16 protein-coding genes are annotated in these 16,734 nt (G+C 37.5%); 8 read left to right on the forward strand and 8 right to left on the reverse strand.

Annotated elements, in window-relative coordinates:
- The 6 genes from PQG54_RS08030 to PQG54_RS08055 form a co-directional block, all read left to right on the forward strand.
- On the forward strand, nt 1–856 hold an 856-nt coding region (locus PQG54_RS08030), incomplete at its 5' end, for a DEAD/DEAH box helicase family protein (RefSeq protein WP_271807715.1).
- Nucleotides 846–1,295 carry a hypothetical protein gene (locus tag PQG54_RS08035; RefSeq protein WP_271789931.1) on the forward strand — a complete coding sequence of 150 codons (450 nt, stop codon included), beginning with the start codon at nt 846–848 and terminating at the stop codon, nt 1,293–1,295. The genes PQG54_RS08030 and PQG54_RS08035, both read left to right, overlap by 11 nt.
- 67 nt (nt 1,296–1,362) lie before the next feature.
- Entirely contained in the window at nt 1,363–1,695 is a 333-nt protein-coding gene (locus PQG54_RS08040; protein ID WP_271789932.1) for a hypothetical protein, read from the forward strand.
- A gap of 89 nt (nt 1,696–1,784) precedes the next feature.
- Nucleotides 1,785–2,075 (forward strand): hypothetical protein, encoded by a 291-nt coding sequence (locus PQG54_RS08045; RefSeq protein ID WP_271789933.1) that lies wholly within the window; start codon nt 1,785–1,787, stop codon nt 2,073–2,075.
- Nucleotides 2,072–2,416 carry a hypothetical protein gene (locus PQG54_RS08050; RefSeq protein WP_271789934.1) on the forward strand — a complete coding sequence of 115 codons (345 nt, stop codon included), beginning with the start codon at nt 2,072–2,074 and terminating at the stop codon, nt 2,414–2,416. Before PQG54_RS08045 ends, PQG54_RS08050 begins: the two co-directional genes overlap by 4 nt.
- Nucleotides 2,417–2,491: 75 nt before the next feature.
- Entirely contained in the window at nt 2,492–2,890 is a 399-nt protein-coding gene (locus tag PQG54_RS08055) for a helix-turn-helix transcriptional regulator (RefSeq protein WP_271789935.1), read from the forward strand.
- On the opposite strand, the gene PQG54_RS08060 is transcribed toward PQG54_RS08055, so the two are convergent.
- The 8 genes from PQG54_RS08060 to PQG54_RS08095 form a co-directional block, all read right to left on the reverse strand.
- Complete coding sequence (locus tag PQG54_RS08060) at nt 2,818–4,068, reverse strand: tyrosine-type recombinase/integrase (RefSeq protein WP_271789936.1); 1,251 nt, start codon at nt 4,066–4,068, stop codon at nt 2,818–2,820. The genes PQG54_RS08055 and PQG54_RS08060 overlap by 73 nt on opposite strands.
- A 214-nt stretch (nt 4,069–4,282) precedes the next feature.
- Nucleotides 4,283–4,459 carry a hypothetical protein gene (locus PQG54_RS08065; RefSeq protein ID WP_271801717.1) on the reverse strand — a complete coding sequence of 59 codons (177 nt, stop codon included), beginning with the start codon at nt 4,457–4,459 and terminating at the stop codon, nt 4,283–4,285.
- A 97-nt stretch (nt 4,460–4,556) separates the two neighbouring features.
- Complete coding sequence (gene holA / locus PQG54_RS08070; protein WP_271789938.1) at nt 4,557–5,621, reverse strand: DNA polymerase III subunit delta; 1,065 nt, start codon at nt 5,619–5,621, stop codon at nt 4,557–4,559.
- Between the two features lie 19 nt (nt 5,622–5,640).
- On the reverse strand, nt 5,641–6,354 hold the full coding sequence (gene lptE, locus PQG54_RS08075; RefSeq protein WP_271789939.1) for an LPS assembly lipoprotein LptE: 714 nt from the start codon (nt 6,352–6,354) through the stop codon (nt 5,641–5,643).
- Complete coding sequence (gene leuS, locus PQG54_RS08080) at nt 6,351–8,963, reverse strand: leucine--tRNA ligase (protein WP_271789940.1); 2,613 nt, start codon at nt 8,961–8,963, stop codon at nt 6,351–6,353. The genes lptE and leuS overlap by 4 nt, the downstream gene beginning before the upstream one ends.
- Nucleotides 8,964–8,987: 24 nt before the next feature.
- Complete coding sequence (locus PQG54_RS08085) at nt 8,988–9,479, reverse strand: DUF3576 domain-containing protein (RefSeq protein ID WP_271789941.1); 492 nt, start codon at nt 9,477–9,479, stop codon at nt 8,988–8,990.
- 127 nt (nt 9,480–9,606) lie between these two features.
- The gene (gene larC, locus PQG54_RS08090; protein WP_271789942.1) at nt 9,607–10,863 is read right to left on the reverse strand and encodes a nickel pincer cofactor biosynthesis protein LarC; all 1,257 of its coding nucleotides are present in this window, start codon (nt 10,861–10,863) and stop codon (nt 9,607–9,609) included.
- Between the two features lie 74 nt (nt 10,864–10,937).
- Nucleotides 10,938–13,112 carry a tetratricopeptide repeat protein gene (locus PQG54_RS08095; protein WP_271789943.1) on the reverse strand — a complete coding sequence of 725 codons (2,175 nt, stop codon included), beginning with the start codon at nt 13,110–13,112 and terminating at the stop codon, nt 10,938–10,940.
- A 354-nt stretch (nt 13,113–13,466) separates the two neighbouring features.
- Between PQG54_RS08095 and PQG54_RS08100 the strand changes: the two genes are divergently transcribed.
- Both PQG54_RS08100 and PQG54_RS08105 read left to right on the forward strand, forming a co-directional pair.
- Nucleotides 13,467–15,206, forward strand: a complete 1,740-nt coding sequence (locus PQG54_RS08100; RefSeq protein ID WP_271789944.1) for a beta strand repeat-containing protein — start codon at nt 13,467–13,469, stop codon at nt 15,204–15,206.
- A gap of 271 nt (nt 15,207–15,477) precedes the next feature.
- Entirely contained in the window at nt 15,478–16,707 is a 1,230-nt protein-coding gene (locus PQG54_RS08105) for a mechanosensitive ion channel family protein (protein ID WP_271789945.1), read from the forward strand.
- Nucleotides 16,708–16,734 lie beyond the last annotated feature (27 nt).

Here is a 16,734-nt window from a genome sequence, read left to right on the forward strand (position 1 = left end):
TAACAAAGGAACGTTTGATTTTCTTCATTTAGACTTTCAACCTCCTTTCACACCAGAACGCTACATAGAAGCGATCCAAACCTGCGAGCAAGCTGGGGCATCTGTGATTGTTATCGACAGCGCATCTCATGAATGGAATGGTGAAGGTGGTGTTACTGAAACCGCTGAACAAAATGCACTATCCCGAGCAACAAATAAAAAAGGGGAAATCGACTATAATACACTGAACGCGGTCAAACTTCTTTCTTGGGCAGAACCTAAAAAGCAACATAAAAGAATGATGGCAAAACTAACCCAAGTAAAATGCCATATTATTTTTTGTCTGCGCGCTGAAGAAAAGGTTAAGATGATCTTCAAAAATGGTAAACAAACTATAGAACCTATAGGGTTTCAACCTATTTGTGAAAAAAACTTCATGTTTGAAATGACCGCTTCTATTACAATGACCCCTATTAAACCAGGCTGCCCTGATTATAAATTAGATAAAAAACTTAATAATGATATGCAGTCCATTTTTACCAATGGTAATCTTGTGACAATTGAACATGGTCGCCGTTTAAAACAATGGGCAGAAACTGGTGAAACAATTATACCTACAGTTCAAACAGTTAGAGAAACACCAAATGTTAAACCAGAAAAATCACAACTTGAGCAAAACTATGAACGTCTTGCAAATACGCTGTCACAAGTTAAAGATCGCACCCAATTAGAGAAAATTACAGGTCACAAAGCAACCATCAACCTTCGCAAAGAATTAGCAGAAAAAGAGCCCATATGGGCTGGTATTATTGATACCTTAATTGAACAAGCGCTCCGTGAATTTGATAACGAGGAGGCACAAGTAAATGCTTCGTAACACCATTCAAGATTTCCAAGATAAGCTCGACAGCCTTGACCGTTTTGATTTCTATACACACAGTTTTCAAAGACAGGGTAAGCCTCATTATACAGAAACGCTGAACGTCGATGAAGGTATCAAGTATCATTTTGGCAATGAGTATTCACGCCGCCTTTTAAAAACCATCGTTCGAAATTCTGAAATTATCGTCAAAGTTTTTGCACGCCCCGTTCACTATGAAGAAAGCACAAATACACATACCTACGAAACCCCAGAATGGTTCACGATTGATGGATATAGCATCAGTTGCGGTGAATATCCCTACGAGCACTTTGAAGGCTACAATACAGATGATGAAAAACGAACAGCATATCTTGACGATGTAACATACTTTATCATCCTTCCAACACAAAAACCAAACCATGCAAGGAGCTATAACCCATGCTCACCGCAATAATACTCACCATAATCTCCAGCTTTTGGCTCGGATATGCATTCAACGATTTTATAAAAGGATGTGGGAAATGATAAATAATTTTTTACAAAGAATAGGATTAGACGAGCAAGAATTGCCGACTTATGCCTGTTTATTATTCCAATATTTTTCCACCTTCGCAGATTTAGAAGGTGTCCGCATATCTTGCCCCATCAATAGCACATACATTGATATATGGGCATATGACAAGAATCATTTTGATTTACAGGGAAAAATATATATCGATGATGTGAATTTATTTTTTATTTTGGAAGTAAAAGATGAGCTACATGCATTCGGAATAGAAGGTTTTCGATCTTCAGTTTATAAAGTAATCAGAAAATTCATAGAAATAGTTTCCGAAGAAAATGGTGAAGAATGAATAAAATCTATGATGCTATATTATCCATTTTAGCAATCTTATTTTTCAAGTTTTTTAGCAGCTTTTTTAATAAATTGTAGAGAAAAATCATGAAAAGACTATGGATAGACATCTTAATCGATAAGATCAAAGGATTGGGCGAAGACCCAAAAACACTGGTGATTGATGGTGATATAAACCAAGTTTATCAAAAAGTGTGGCAATATGACTGGGATGGATATGATAACGAAATCGATATGGACAAATTCAAAGCATATACAACAAATTATATATATTGGTACGATTTGCTGAGCACTGACTCTTATCAACTATTGGTCGCACTCCACAGAAACCCAAGTGCAGATGCTAAGACTTTTGATGAAATCATGAGGAATAAATGATGTGCGATAAACGGAAATTTAAGGATATATTAATCAAATTCCTAGATGAAAATAATATCACCCACTCTAAATTTGATAAAATATTAATAAAATATAATAATGATAATTTTCGTATTGAAGATATAGATAGAAATGTTGATATTACCTATCACGACATTCTTGTATGTGTTCATACAATGGAAGAATTTAATCCAACAAGCCTCCTTATCACTCATATGGTTAAATTGCTTTATGCAACCATTGATGAGAAAATACAAGAGTTAAAAGACATTCAAACATTTTTTAAACATGAGTATTTGGGGAAAAATTATGATTCAAATGAAGATATAGAGATTACATAATGACAGACCAGTATCAATCTTTTCTTAAAACATTTGATAAACAATAACCCTACAAATAAACACCACAGGATATAGATGATGGAAACAATAGAGCAAAAAAAAGTTACTAAAGATATTCAAAGTAGTGTTGATTTTACAAACTTACTTCAAATAAAAGACGAAAATATTTCCATTCATAAAAATGATTTTAATACATTGTTAGAGATATTAATTAAATCATTGAATCATTCTGAAAATTATATTCCAATAACAAAACTATGTGAGAAATTTGGCGTATCAGAACCAACAATATATGAATGGATCAACACTAAAAATTTTCCACCTGGAATTACCTTTTCCGCTAGATGTGTAAGATATCCAGAAAGTCAAATTAATCAATGGATCCTAAACCAAACAATGGTTCAACGTCTTGTTAAAGGAAGTAAAGCGTCGGGTGCAACCAAATCTTTGAAAAGCAAATCTGCCCAAAATTGAAAATATTCTTTCCTACGCTCCAAGTGTTGAGCCCTGTTATATGCAGCCTCAACTTTATTTTTCTCCTGATGAGAAAGCATCTTCTCAAAAAGATAGCTTTCTCTTGGAAAGTGTTCATTCATAATTGTAGAGAAAGAAGCTCTGAACCCATGCGGGACATGTCTGCCATGGTAACCAGCACGATTTAATAAATATCCCATTGCATTTTCGCTCATAGGTTTTAATTTTTCTGATCGATTACTTATACTAAGAAAAACAAATGACTGGTGTCCAGTAAGTTGCTTAACAACGTCTAATGTTTCCAAAGCTTGCCTAGATAATGGGACAATATGGGGTTCATTCGTTTCTTTTCTAATCTCTGTACGCTTCATACGTTCAGCAGGAATAGTCCAAACATCGCCCTCAACTTCATCCCACGTCATTCCCCTTAACTCACTTGAACGAACAGCTGTCAGAGCCAAAAACCTTAATGCTAGTTTTGTTAAAGGGTGCGCTGGTGTATTATCCGTTCTAAATATTACTTCACGTAATTTATCGATATCTGTAACGGCAGGGTGTTTTCTTTTAATTGTTGGCTTCAAGGCACCCTTAATAACAGTAGCTGGATTATGCATTACAATGCCGATAGAGATTGCATAATTAAAAATTGATTCAACTCTTTGTCTAACACGATGGGCCGTATCCGTAGCTCCATTTTTTTCTATTTTCTGGATGACCGATAGAATAAGAGGCGTATCAATATCATTCACAGCGACTTTTCCTATATATGGAAAAATACATCTTTCCAAACTGCGCCATACTGAAGTCGCATGTTTTTCTTTCCATAGCGTTTTTTTAATACCAAACCACTTTTTAGCAATTGCCTCAAAATTATTGTCCACATGCGTCAACTGGTGACGCTTTTTCTCCTTATTGGGATCAATATTTTTGGCTATTAATTTTCTTGCTTTATCTTTTTCTATTCTTGCTTGCGCCAATGAAACTAATGGGTATTTACCAATTGTGTACACATTCGGCTTTCCAGCGAATCTGTAATCCATATGCCATAACTTAGAACCATTTTTTTTAACAAGAATATGTAGACCCTCAAAGTCGTATAACTTATAATTGTTATCTTTAGGTTTTGCATTCTTAACATCACGATCTGTTAAGATTTTCCCTTTTTTGCCGTGTGACATTGATGATACCTACATTTTCCAAAACGATACCGACAATAATACCTACATTTTATCTTTATTCAACCTTATTATGTTTTACCTTATTTAAGTTGAAACATTGATATATCCGCTATTTTCTGGGGTTATTTTAGGTTATTTAACTCTGTTTAAGTTATCAATGGTGTCCACGGCGGGATTCGAACCCACGGCCCCAGGATTCATCTCACTACGATTTTCATCGCCATTGTGATAAAACACAATGTTTGTAAGCTGGACTGTCTCTTTGCCCTAGGATATATCCCTTAGGCACCACCCGTACAGTCTCTACACCTTCCTTATATAAAATAAGGCTTGGCTCGGGATTGGTATGGTAAAGACTACCGAAACGTTCCCCGAATTTGAGTGGATCCACTTTATCGTTTCCAAATAAAGCGCCCAATTTTTATTTAGGAATCCTGTGCTCTATCCTGCTGAGCTACGCAGACACTTCTTTACCTTTTAACGCGTCTTTATAAATTTGAAAAGAGCTTGTATTCATCTAACTGAACTTTTTTCTCTTTTACATGTTGTGCAATGGTTAGCATGAAATGTTGACACAAAGTTTCTGCTGGAATTGCCGTTTGTTTACACAAATATTCTAATTTTTGGGCATATCGCAATAAAGGATATAATGAATCAGAATTCCAACTATCCATCGCTTTTAAAAAACTGTCAGTGCGTTTAAAAAAAACAGGTGGATTTAATTTAGAAATTGCAACTTTAGCAGGCGTACCTTCTTCAAATAAAAACCGCGCTTGAAGTAGGCGATCAATATGCTGCAATAGACTACGCGTCAAAGCAACCATATTCACCCCTTCTTTGATCGCTTTGGTCAACGCTTTATCAACCATCACTGGCTGTCCACACATTGCAGCGTAAACTACATCTTCAACGGAATATTCAGCATCATCCCCAATCGCTTGCTGCACATGAATTAAGGTGATTTCAGGATCCGATCCAACATATAAGTGTAATTTATCAATTTCATTTCGTATTAATGCTCTATCGGTACCCAAAATAGCCAATAAATAACGAAAAGCATCAGATGCAATTCTTTTTTTCCCTAATAATACCCGCAGCGTTTCTTCCAATGATCGCCCAGTTTCTGCATAACAAGGAATAGTAGCAATTAAAGGATGTTTTTCTGCTAAAATGCGCAAGGACGCTCTGGGGGATAAACTGCCTGCTTCAATAATCACGACAGAATCAAAACCAGAAGCATCTTTTTGGTCTGTAGGATATAAAGCGCAAAATGTTTCAAGCGTTTTCGCAAGAGTGTCGGTCGCTTCACGTACCCACACTGCCCGTTGTCCTCCCATCAAAGACAAGGCAGTTGCTTCTTCTTTCAATCGTTCATGATGGTCTTTATCAAGCACACAGACTTGAAAAGGATCATCTAAACGACCAGCAACTTTTTTAACAAGATGGCTCGCTCTTTCTCGAACAAGCCCACTATTTTCACCATAGATCAAATAGACACGAAATTGTATAGGCCCCTGTAAAAGACTTATTATATTTCGTGCGTCTATTTTCATGCTCTAAACCTGTCGGAGTTTAATTACCAGGCACATCATCAGGCGTCATATTATCCATTCCTACAGGGATCATTGTATTTCGACCCGTAGCCATTGCAGGCAGGCCATCGACTCCAACTCCCTGTGTAGCCGCCCCATTGGTTCCAGGATTCATGCTGGGCAACATATAGGTTGGTTTTGGTGTATTTGGTGTTTTTACACTGGTTTGATAAGTATCGTTATTTCTAAACCAAGTTGCGACCTGTTGTGTAACTTCATCCGCCAGATTTTTTGCAACACGTGCTTGAGCCGTTTCGTCATTTAAACTTTGCGCAAAATATTGCTCGTAAGTAACGGTATAACCATCCATTGTCTGTGCATCCCCTTGCGCCAATACGACAGGGTTAATAGAAATCGTCTTTAACGCCCAATGCGCAGTGCCAATCATCCTTGCACGACCAGAAGAGTTATCATAATGAATATCAATAGCTTCTTCTGATAGGTTAGGAGAAACATCCAATTGATATGTTTTGGGATCTTCTGGGCCTGCACCCGCAAGATTTTGTTGCAGGGCTTGACGCACAAGCTGTCCGTAACGATTGGCCAACACAGGAACATAAATTTTCTGTAGCTCGTCATTCACATCTAAGTTTGCTGTTTTGCCATACATGGGTTTAAATCCACATCCTGACACCATCACCCCGATACCCAATAAGATACCAGAGGTTTTGAGAAACTTACTGATTATTTTCATCCGCCTACCACAAAGTTAACGATCTTATTTGGAACATAAATTGTTTTCACAATTGTTTGTCCATCCAAGAATTTTGCAACTGTTTTTTCCGCGCGTGCCAGCTCTATCACGGCACCTTTATCCATATCAGGGGCAACTTCGATCGTTCCCCTTAATTTCCCCTTGATTTGCACCGCAATCACAACACGTGTTGCCGCCAGCAAAGACTCCTCTGCAGTTGGCCAAGCGGTTTGTGCAACGAGCTCTGAAACGCCTAATAAACGCACCATATCTTCAGCCATATGTGGAACTAATGGCCCAGATAATAAACTGAGCATATAAGCAGCCTCACGACGGGCAAAATCCATTCCAACTTCTTTGGCTTGCTTTTCAGCATCTGCAACTGCGTTCGTCAGCTCATGTAAACGTGCTATCGCCACATTCATTGCAAAACCATCCAAAGCCTCAGTCACTGAAACAATTGTACGATGGGTCATACGACGCAAATCATCTGCACTTTGAGCCAATTGCTCTGGCAAAGCAACATCAGCTGGAACATCTTGTGCAATAATAGACACAACACGATATAAACGTTGTAGGAAACGAGAAGTTGCAACAGCGCCTTCTTCTGTCCATTCCATGTCACGTTCTGGTGGATTATCAGATAAAATAAACCAACGAGCCGTATCTGCTCCAAAACGTTCAATAATTACAGAAGGTGCAATCGTATTCTTCTTAGATTTGGACATTTTTTCAACACGACCAACGGTAATTGCTTCCCCTGTATCATGTTTTACAAAACCAGCATCCGTTTTTTTGATTTCGTCAGGAGAAACCCATTCACCCGCAGCATCTTTATAGCTTTCATGCATTACCATACCTTGTGTAAAGAGTGCTTTAAATGGTTCCTCCATCCCAACTTCATCAATCGTATTTAATGCACGCGTAAAGAATCGAGCATAAAGTAAATGCAAAATTGCATGTTCAATCCCACCAATATATTGATCAACAGGCATCCAACGATTGACCGCTTCATGATCGATTGGATCATTTGAATGAGGCGCTGTAAAACGTGCAAAATACCATGAACTATCCACAAATGTATCGCACGTATCCGTTTCTCTTTGTGCTTTGCCATGACATTTCGGACAATTGACATGTTTCCATGTCGGATGGTTATCCAATGGATTGCCAGATAAAGAAAAATCAACATCTTCTGGTAAAACAACAGGTAATTGATCTTCTGGAACAGGAACAACACCACAAGTCGGGCAATGAATCACAGGAATTGGGCAACCCCAATAACGTTGACGGGATAATCCCCAATCTCTCAAACGCCAATTAACAATTTTCTCGCCAATACCCATTTCTTCCAAACGTGTAATGGCTGTTTTCTTGGCTTGGGCAATCGTTAAACCATTTAAGAAATCGGAATTAATTAAAATGCCGTCTCCCGTATGCGGCTTGTCTGTGACGACAAATTGCGCTGGGTCTTCACCTTGAGGCATCACCACGGTTTTAAAGGAAAGGTTATATTTAAGGGCGAAATCAATATCACGTTGATCGCCTGATGGACATCCGAATACAGCACCCGTACCATAATCCATCAACACAAAATTCGCGATCCAAATAGGGAATTTTTGATCTGGCATAAAAGGATGAATAACATATAAGCCAGTATCCACACCTTTTTTCTCGGCTTTTTCGATGACTTCTTCAGAAGTCCCCATACGGTGACATTCAGCAATAAAATCAGCAATCTTAGGATTATTAGTGGCTAGTTTTGCAGCAATCGGATGATCTGCCGAAATCGCCAAAAATGCCATACCAAATAAAGTATCAGGGCGCGTGGTAAAGACTTCAACAGATTGGATTGCTTCTTCGAAATCGGCTGGAGCATTGTCCAGAGCAAATTTAACTTTTGCTCCTTCTGATCGTCCCAACCAACGTTCTTGCATGGTTTTAACGCGTTCAGGCCAATTATCTAATGTTTTCAACCCATCCAACAAAGGTTGTGCAAATTTGGTGATTTTAAAGAACCATTGAAAAAGCTGCTTCTTCTCAATCAATGCACCAGAACGCCACCCTCTGCCATCAATGACTTGTTCATTGGCTAAAACTGTTTGATCTTCAGGATCCCAATTCACCCAGCTCTCACGGCGTTCCAACAACCCTTCCTTCATCAAACGAAGGATGAGTTTTTGTTGTTGCCCATAATATTCAGGTTGGCAAGTTGCGAATTCACGATCCCAATTTAAAGAAAAACCAAGACGTTTTAACTCTGCACGCATGGCAGCGATATTTTCCATCGTCCATTTTGCTGGGGACACACCACGACTTTTGGCTGCGTTTTCTGCTGGCAAGCCAAAAGCATCCCAACCCATTGGATGCAAAACACTATACCCACGGGCTCGTTTATATCGAGCAACCACATCCCCCAGCGTATAATTCCGCACATGTCCCATATGCAACTGTCCTGAAGGATAAGGAAACATTTCCAAGACATAATATTTAGGAGCATTCACATCAGGAACGTTGGGAACGTCAAATAAGCGACGCTTTTCCCATTCTTGTTGCCAAAATGGTTCTGTATGTTGAAAATTATACGAAAAAGAAGAAGAGTCACTCATAATATTTTAATCAGTATCTGTTAATTATTTTTTATATTTATCAGCACGTAATTCACGCGCGCGAACTTGAATCTTACTGGTAATGTCAGATGCCGTATTATTGGCCACTGGCGCATCCACCCATTCGCCATTTTCTTTTACTTGTCGGTGAACAACAACGCTAATCGAATCAGAGCGTAAACGGCGATCCAAGACCGAACAAATAATTTGAAAACGCTCTGCGTTTGCTGGAACGGGTTGATACCAATCCGTTACAATGGTGCCTCCAACCGCATCAGCAGATATAAAGGGCATAAAAGACAACGTATCCACCGCAGCGCGCCATAAATAAGCATTAACGCCGCCTTGCAAACTGTCATCCCCACCCACTGCAGAGCGATCAACACCAACTAAACGTTGGTCTGGAAATGCCAAATTTTCTTGTTTTTTGTCTTTTGAACATGCTGTAAGCCCCAAAGACAAGGCACTTGCCACTAATAAAAGTCGAGAAAACGACAATGAGGATACAAAATTCATAGTTTATGGCGCTCCACTATTCCCAAATCAGTGACCTGACGTTGATGGTTTTCAACAAAAACGTTACAATAATATTGACGTTTGTTATACAGAGTTTATATAATTTTTTAAATCTTTATTCTTGATATTATGAATTTTTTCTTGTTAAAAAAAGTGTTTTTACCGTTTTACTGATCTGATCTGGATGTAAATCATGTTTTTGAGCAACAGATTCACATACTTGCCCATCTGGAATCACGAAAATAATTTTATTATCCAATAATTGACCTACTTTTATTTTAATTTCCCCCCAAGGCGTTAAAACCAATTCCTCGGAATGAATTAAATCCTCATAATATTCAGTATGCCAATGCACCGTATGTAACAACGGGATTTGAGAAAATAGGTAATGACGTATTGTCACCGCATCCTCAGGCAAGGAAATAACCGTTAATTTGTCTGTTACCTTGTGGGTAAAAGAAACGATGGGTTGCGTATAGACTAATTGTGCTGTTCTGGAGTAGAGTTCTTGTTGTAACTTTTGAATACGTTCTGGTTGTATATCCGCAAATTCTGCCTCGGTAACAATGACTTCATGATTCATCGTTTGTTTTTTTCCAACTTTTGTATCGCCAATGCAGATTCTTAGAAAATTAGGTAGATTATCATATTCTATTCTGCCAGCACCATATCCAACATGCGTAATGCACATAGCTGGACAAGGTTCAAACTTGATTTTTAATGCTTTCAATAACGCTGCACATGTCGAGGTCAACAATTCTTTTTGAGGGCCTTCAGAAAAAATAGAGGCTTTATCCCCCAACAGTTGCAAGGTTGCTGGAGTTGGCACAGGTAACGATCCTTGTGGGTATTTCAACATTCCTGAACCTACATTCAAAGGTGATGCATACCATTGATCAATATGTAACCAATCACACCCCACACAACACAAAGTCACCGTTACCACCGTGTTTAAGGCTCTGACTTCATGAAAATAAATTTCTTCAATGGGCAAAGCACGCACCTCTGCCTCTGCCTGAGCCAGAAAAGTAAAGGTATCAATCGCTAATTCTTTTGCTTTTTCGGAGATAGGCGCATTCGAAATCAAAGCAATAATTGTGCTCAGCAACTGTAAATTTTCGGGTGATTCATGTCGTTCTATAAAAATAGGCAACTCGTAATAAGGCGTTGACTCTAAATCAATCTCTGTTGAAACGAGACTGACATGCGCTTTGATGGTTTCAATCATGTTCCGCTTAATATGCATTAAATCAAGCCGAACACCGATATCCAATGCATCCACCGCTTCATACAATATTTCCGCAGGAACACCAGCATCCACCAGAGCCCCAATAAATCGACTGCTGCTCATCCCTGCAAAACAGTCCAGATACCCTATTTTCACAAGATTATTCTTTCGTAAGTCACTTTATGTATTCAGCTTATTGAGTATACAATGATTGATGAAGAAACAAAAGGCTAATGTCCCCTAAGCGATTGTAACGATTTTTTGACTTCTTTCCAGAATAAATCACGCTTTAACTTCGGAACTGCGCCAAATTTCGGCTGCGGGCAATTATATCCAAAATCTTTTGCAAAAGGAACAACAGCACCGTTTTTCAAATAAAGATTATAAAGCTCTCTGGATTTCGCATAAGCAAATTGAGGGTCGTTCACAGCACCTAATGATATATATGAAGATGGTGATTCTGTATCTTTAGCCATAGATACACCATCATAATATGACGTCTTTTGCATCCAACCATTCGCATGACATAATAATGCTGCATAAGCTTGAGATTGATAAGGAATTAAATTTGCGGCATATAATACATCTTCGACTGCTAAATATCGGTAATGAAAACGACGATTAGGAATAGGCCAAGAAGCCCCCGTTCTGACTTGTTCTGCTGGCACGCTCCAAGGTTCATTATTAAGATCATTTGCAGGACCAATCATCTGACCAATACCTTGTGGATATGTTCCAGGATTTTGATCTGGATATCCATCGGTTCCCATTAACTCCATTCCATGACGACGCAAAATCGTTGCTGCTTTCCATGCAGCCTTGGCTCGATCGGTTGCCCAAAAGCTTCTATGCATGTCTGTTGTTGCTTTGATATAAGATCGCTCTATCTGAACATGTTGAGGCGTACCTTTACAATTTGCATCACCAATCTGAGTAAAATATGGAATTGCTTCTTGTAAACGCCCCTCACGCATTAAACGACGAGCCAACAAATGACGTAACGCCATTGAGCGACCATTTAAGCTATACCTCATATTATATTCATCGTCAGAAGTTTCAGCAGCATTTTGATCAACATAATCTTCTTCAATGTCCCGATTACAAGCTGCCTTACTATCCTTAGGAACGTTTGTATGGCTATTTACAAACTGGCGTAACTCATCGGGTGTCAACACATTTTCAGCGAGGTAAACGATATCTCCCCAATAAATATCTCGCACTGACCATAATTCTTCCAATGCTTGAACAAAATTCCCTTGGGATAACGTTAGAACGGCACGCTCACCTTGCACACGTTGCCTATTGCGTGTCTGCAAAGTTTCATCATTAAAATGGCTAATGGCTTGATGATAATAGTCTTGGGCTTTTATCTTCTCACCCTTTCTTAATGCAATCTTAGCCAAAATCCACGCATCAAGGGCTTTTTGATTTCTGTTCCAATCATATTCCGCAAATGCTTGTGCTTTGTCCACATCATTATTTTGATAAGCAAAAGCAGCCAAAGACCCCATATCATCATAATTATTTTTTAGGTCTAGACCAGTTTGGATAAAGGCTTGCAAAATATTTTGTATTTTAGCTTTAGAATAAACTTTATAATCAATTTCATCTGTTAAAACATAAGCTAATAAAAGCTTTCTTAACAAAGAATTTTGAACAGCTTGCTTCAGCAATTCTCTCGCATTGAGATTATTAGGATCACTTAAACCCTGCAAGATAATCATAACAGAACTTACACCATCATTATCACCCAATGTTGCTTGCTTAAGGTATAATTCTACGGCTCTTTGTAACTGTAAAAAACTATCCTCTTTAATAGAACCAACTTGCCAATAAACTACATCATCTTTATCTATGCTTCGCATGCCAATTTGATCTAATATTACTCCAGCAGCCTCACCATAAGCAGCAATTCCCAAATGTAATGGGTCAGGCGCACCATGAGCAACTAAATAGGCGGTGCTATTAAACGATTGAACCGCATCCTCAAAATGTCCTAACTCTTTTTCAATGCGCCCTAACGTATATTTTGCACAGACTTGCTGGGCTGGGTTACTATTATATGCCAACATTGAAAATGCTGAATAAGCATCTTCCCATTGCTTATTGTGAAATAAGATTGCTGCTTTTTTATAGGCTTCATCTGTATTGGGACAAGTTGTTTGACCAATATATGGATCATTCAGATTGGTCGCAGAATATAAATTCTTCTTTTCTTCTGCTGTCACAACACCAAGAGTTTTTACTTTCTGGGAAAAACTATCTATTGCAGGCAAATTTAATAAAGTCTCTTTGCGGTTATCTAAAAGCTGCCAAGGAAAATACGGTCCACATGCAATCGCTATTGTCGATGTTAATGCAGTCAATCCTGCACAATAAAGCATAATTTTGATAGACCGCTTCATTTAACGATTTTCCTTATATTGGCTATACTATTTAGAACCATAACATAAGATTTTCCTAAGAAAATAAATTATTTACTTTAATGATGGTATATTAAAAATTTTGGATAATCAAAACATGTTCAATAGTTTTATTTATCAAATTTTATTATTTAGATAACTGCAAACCTTATCACAAATAATACGCAATGGAATCATATAGTTAAATTAATTGTGATTATTATTATCACATATTGTATATTATTAATAAATAGATATTGTTAATATATGATAATTATCATAATTTGGATATTACTATAGACTTAATCCTTAGCAATCAAATTTTATTATAATATCATTATCTGGAAAGGTTAAAACATGAGCGAAAATACAACAGATCAAACAGACGTAATCTTAGAAGATGCTCTTCAAAATGACCCGATCACAATAGATGACAGCGCTTACACACCTATTACGGGAAGCAAAAAACCAATTCAGTTAGATGATAAGAATTATCTCCTAAAACTTGGGAACAAAAGTGATATTACAGGTGGAAATGGCAATAACACCATCACTCAACACGGTTCTTATGCCAAAGTCACATTAGGAGATGGCGATAACAATCTTAGTGAAAATTATGGAGGATATAACACTTATATATTTGGTAACGGTAATAACACCATCACTTCTGGTAATCCAACCAACAATATTTATATACTCGGAGATGGAAATAATCATATCGAAGCTAGAGGTGGTAATACTACTATAGGGGATGGAAATAACGACGTTGATGTAAGAAGTGGAAATGTTACTATAGGCGGAGGTGATAATACCATAAGAACGTGGCAAGGTGGCAATGCTATTGTAGGGAATGGTAATAATACGATTACTATAGGTAGCGATAATATGGTCATAGGGAATGGAAACAACACTATTACTTACGGCAGTGGAAATACCACTATTGGCGGTGGAAATAATATAATCAATTATGGATTGGGAAATCTGCATGTAGGTGATGGAGACAATAGTTTCAATATTAGAGGCACTAACGTAACTGTTGGTGGTGGTAATAATCAATTCGTAACAGGTAACGGCTCTGATAACATACATATAGGATCGGGAAATGCCACAATAACAGCGACAATGGGAATGCATACGATTACAGGAGGATCTGCAAATTCTTACATTGCTGCTACTATCAATGGTGGAAGTAATGCAGTAGATTTAACGGGTAATGTTAATCTCGTATATGGAAGAGGAAATGATAATAGCCCGTTAAACGTCAATGGCAATGCAACTATTTCTGGTTTACAAACAGATCAAACAGTAAGCATTAATGGAAAATCTATTTTTAATAATGTTCTTATTAAAAATTTGGATCTAAATGGCAACACTACAATCACTGGCGGTGTAGACACAAACATAAGTTTACTGCGTGGAAATTACGATAGTAAGAGCCTATTGACTAACAGTATTAATACAACCGTTAATGCCTTATATGGAAACATAGATGTAGATGGTGGCCATAGCAATCAATTTAACTATATTAATGGTAACATCAATTTATCTAGCGCTAGTGCCACCGTCAATTACTTTACAGGCGGAACTGCTAATATCAAAGGCTCTGGGTATTCAAATACGACTTTTAAAACATTCAGTAAAGAAGATAGTATATTTACAGCTGGTGATGGAAATGAAACATTAAATGGCAGCGGTTCTTCAGGGGCGTTTGCAGTTTATGCCAATGTTGATCAAAAAACATCAGAGGAAAGAACTGCCCTAACTGCAATTGGTGGCAGCGGAGACGACACGCTCACAGCTGGAAGTGGAGATTCAGTATTTACTGGAGGAACTGGATCAAACTTATTTGCATTTACCAAAGAGAATGTTGCTGGTGGCACCACAGTCATTACTGATTTCTCTGCATCTCGAGATAACCAAATTGCTCTGTTCGATTATGGATTAAATCGCAATTCATTATCTAAACTCCTAAAATCCTCCCAAAATAATGCTCATGGTGATGCTGTTTTAAATCTTGAAAACCACTCAGTCACCCTCCAAGGCGTTTCTGTATCTGATCTAAATACCAACCAATTCTTCATTTACAATAACAAATAACCTGTAATATATTCAAATCGGTTAACCAAGTCGATTTGAATATTTCTTCTTTAGAAGAAACTTTATCCGTTACAAACTTATATCAAAGATAATTGCAAGAGTATATATTTTAGAAAAATAGAAATTATATATAATTATTAATTTCAACTCCAACGCAATTAGCCTACAACAATATATTATTATTTTAAAAAATTCCCTGTTCGTGGTTTAATGATTGAAATTATAATACAGCCCTTCTAAAGAAATTGTTTTTAATCATTAAGGTTTAATCATGCAGAGTTTAGCATCAATGTTGGATTGGATTTATTCCAATAAAATAGTATTTTCTTTGTTATCCATTGTATTGATGTTGCTATCTGGATTCATTGCATCCATTATTTGCAAATATTTCCTATTAAGCATTGTTCGTCAGTTTATTTTACACAGAAATACAAACAGTGACGATCAAAAAAAAGACATTCGCATTACAGAGCGGCTGTCGCATATTGCTCCTGTTATTACTGTATATTTTATGTCTTTGTGGATCCAGGGCTTGCCCGTGGGTCTGGTCGAGGCCATTCATACAATATGTGCTGTGATATTAATCATAAATATCACGATATTGATTAACGAAATGCTGGATATTACTAAGGATGCCTATGCAAAAAAACATGGTGCCAAATCGGGATCCATCAAAGGCTATATTCAGATTGGTAAGATTATCATATCCTCGATTGCGGTAATTTTAATTATCGCAACGTTATCTAATAAATCCCCAATCATTATTATCTCCAGTTTGGGTGCTATCGCAGCCGTGCTGATGTTGGTTTTTCAACATACCTTGATTTCACTGGTTGCTAATATTCAGGTTTCGTCTTCGAACGTTATTCGACTGGGCGATTGGATTGAAATGCCCGTTGTCAATATTAGCGGCGAAGTCACTGATATTGCCTTGCACACCATTACCGTTAGAAACTGGGATAATACAATTTCTCAAGTCCCTACCAAAAATTTCATTACGGAAACCTATACCAATTGGCAGCCAATGTTCGAATCTGGTGGGCGCAGAATTAAACGCAGCTTCTTTGTCGATCAATCCAGCATTATTTTTTTTAACGATGATTTATTAAATAGCCTTAAATCCTGTGATGGTGAGATTGTCAATAATATAAAAAACCATATAGAAACCAAGATGGCTTTACCCCAATTTAAAAATATTACAAATTTGGGGTTATATCGCAGCTTTATTCTCGATTACCTTAAAAATCGAGAAGATATTTGCAAAGATATGTATATTGTTGTTCGCCAACTCAGCCCAACTTCTGAAGGACTACCTATCGAGATTTATTGCTTTTCATCGAATGTCTTTTGGAACGAATATGAAGAAACTCAGTCAGAGATTTTTGAATTTATGTATGCCACCGCGACCTTTTTTAAACTGGGTATTTATCAAAAACCCTCAGGGACCGATATTCAAAAATCATCTTCGATACAAGCCAATAGTTCAGTTGATTTGAATTAATGAATAAAGTACAAAAAAGCATTTTAT

This window comes from Commensalibacter communis (assembly GCF_947179015.1).
Lineage (GTDB): Bacteria > Pseudomonadota > Alphaproteobacteria > Acetobacterales > Acetobacteraceae > Commensalibacter > Commensalibacter communis.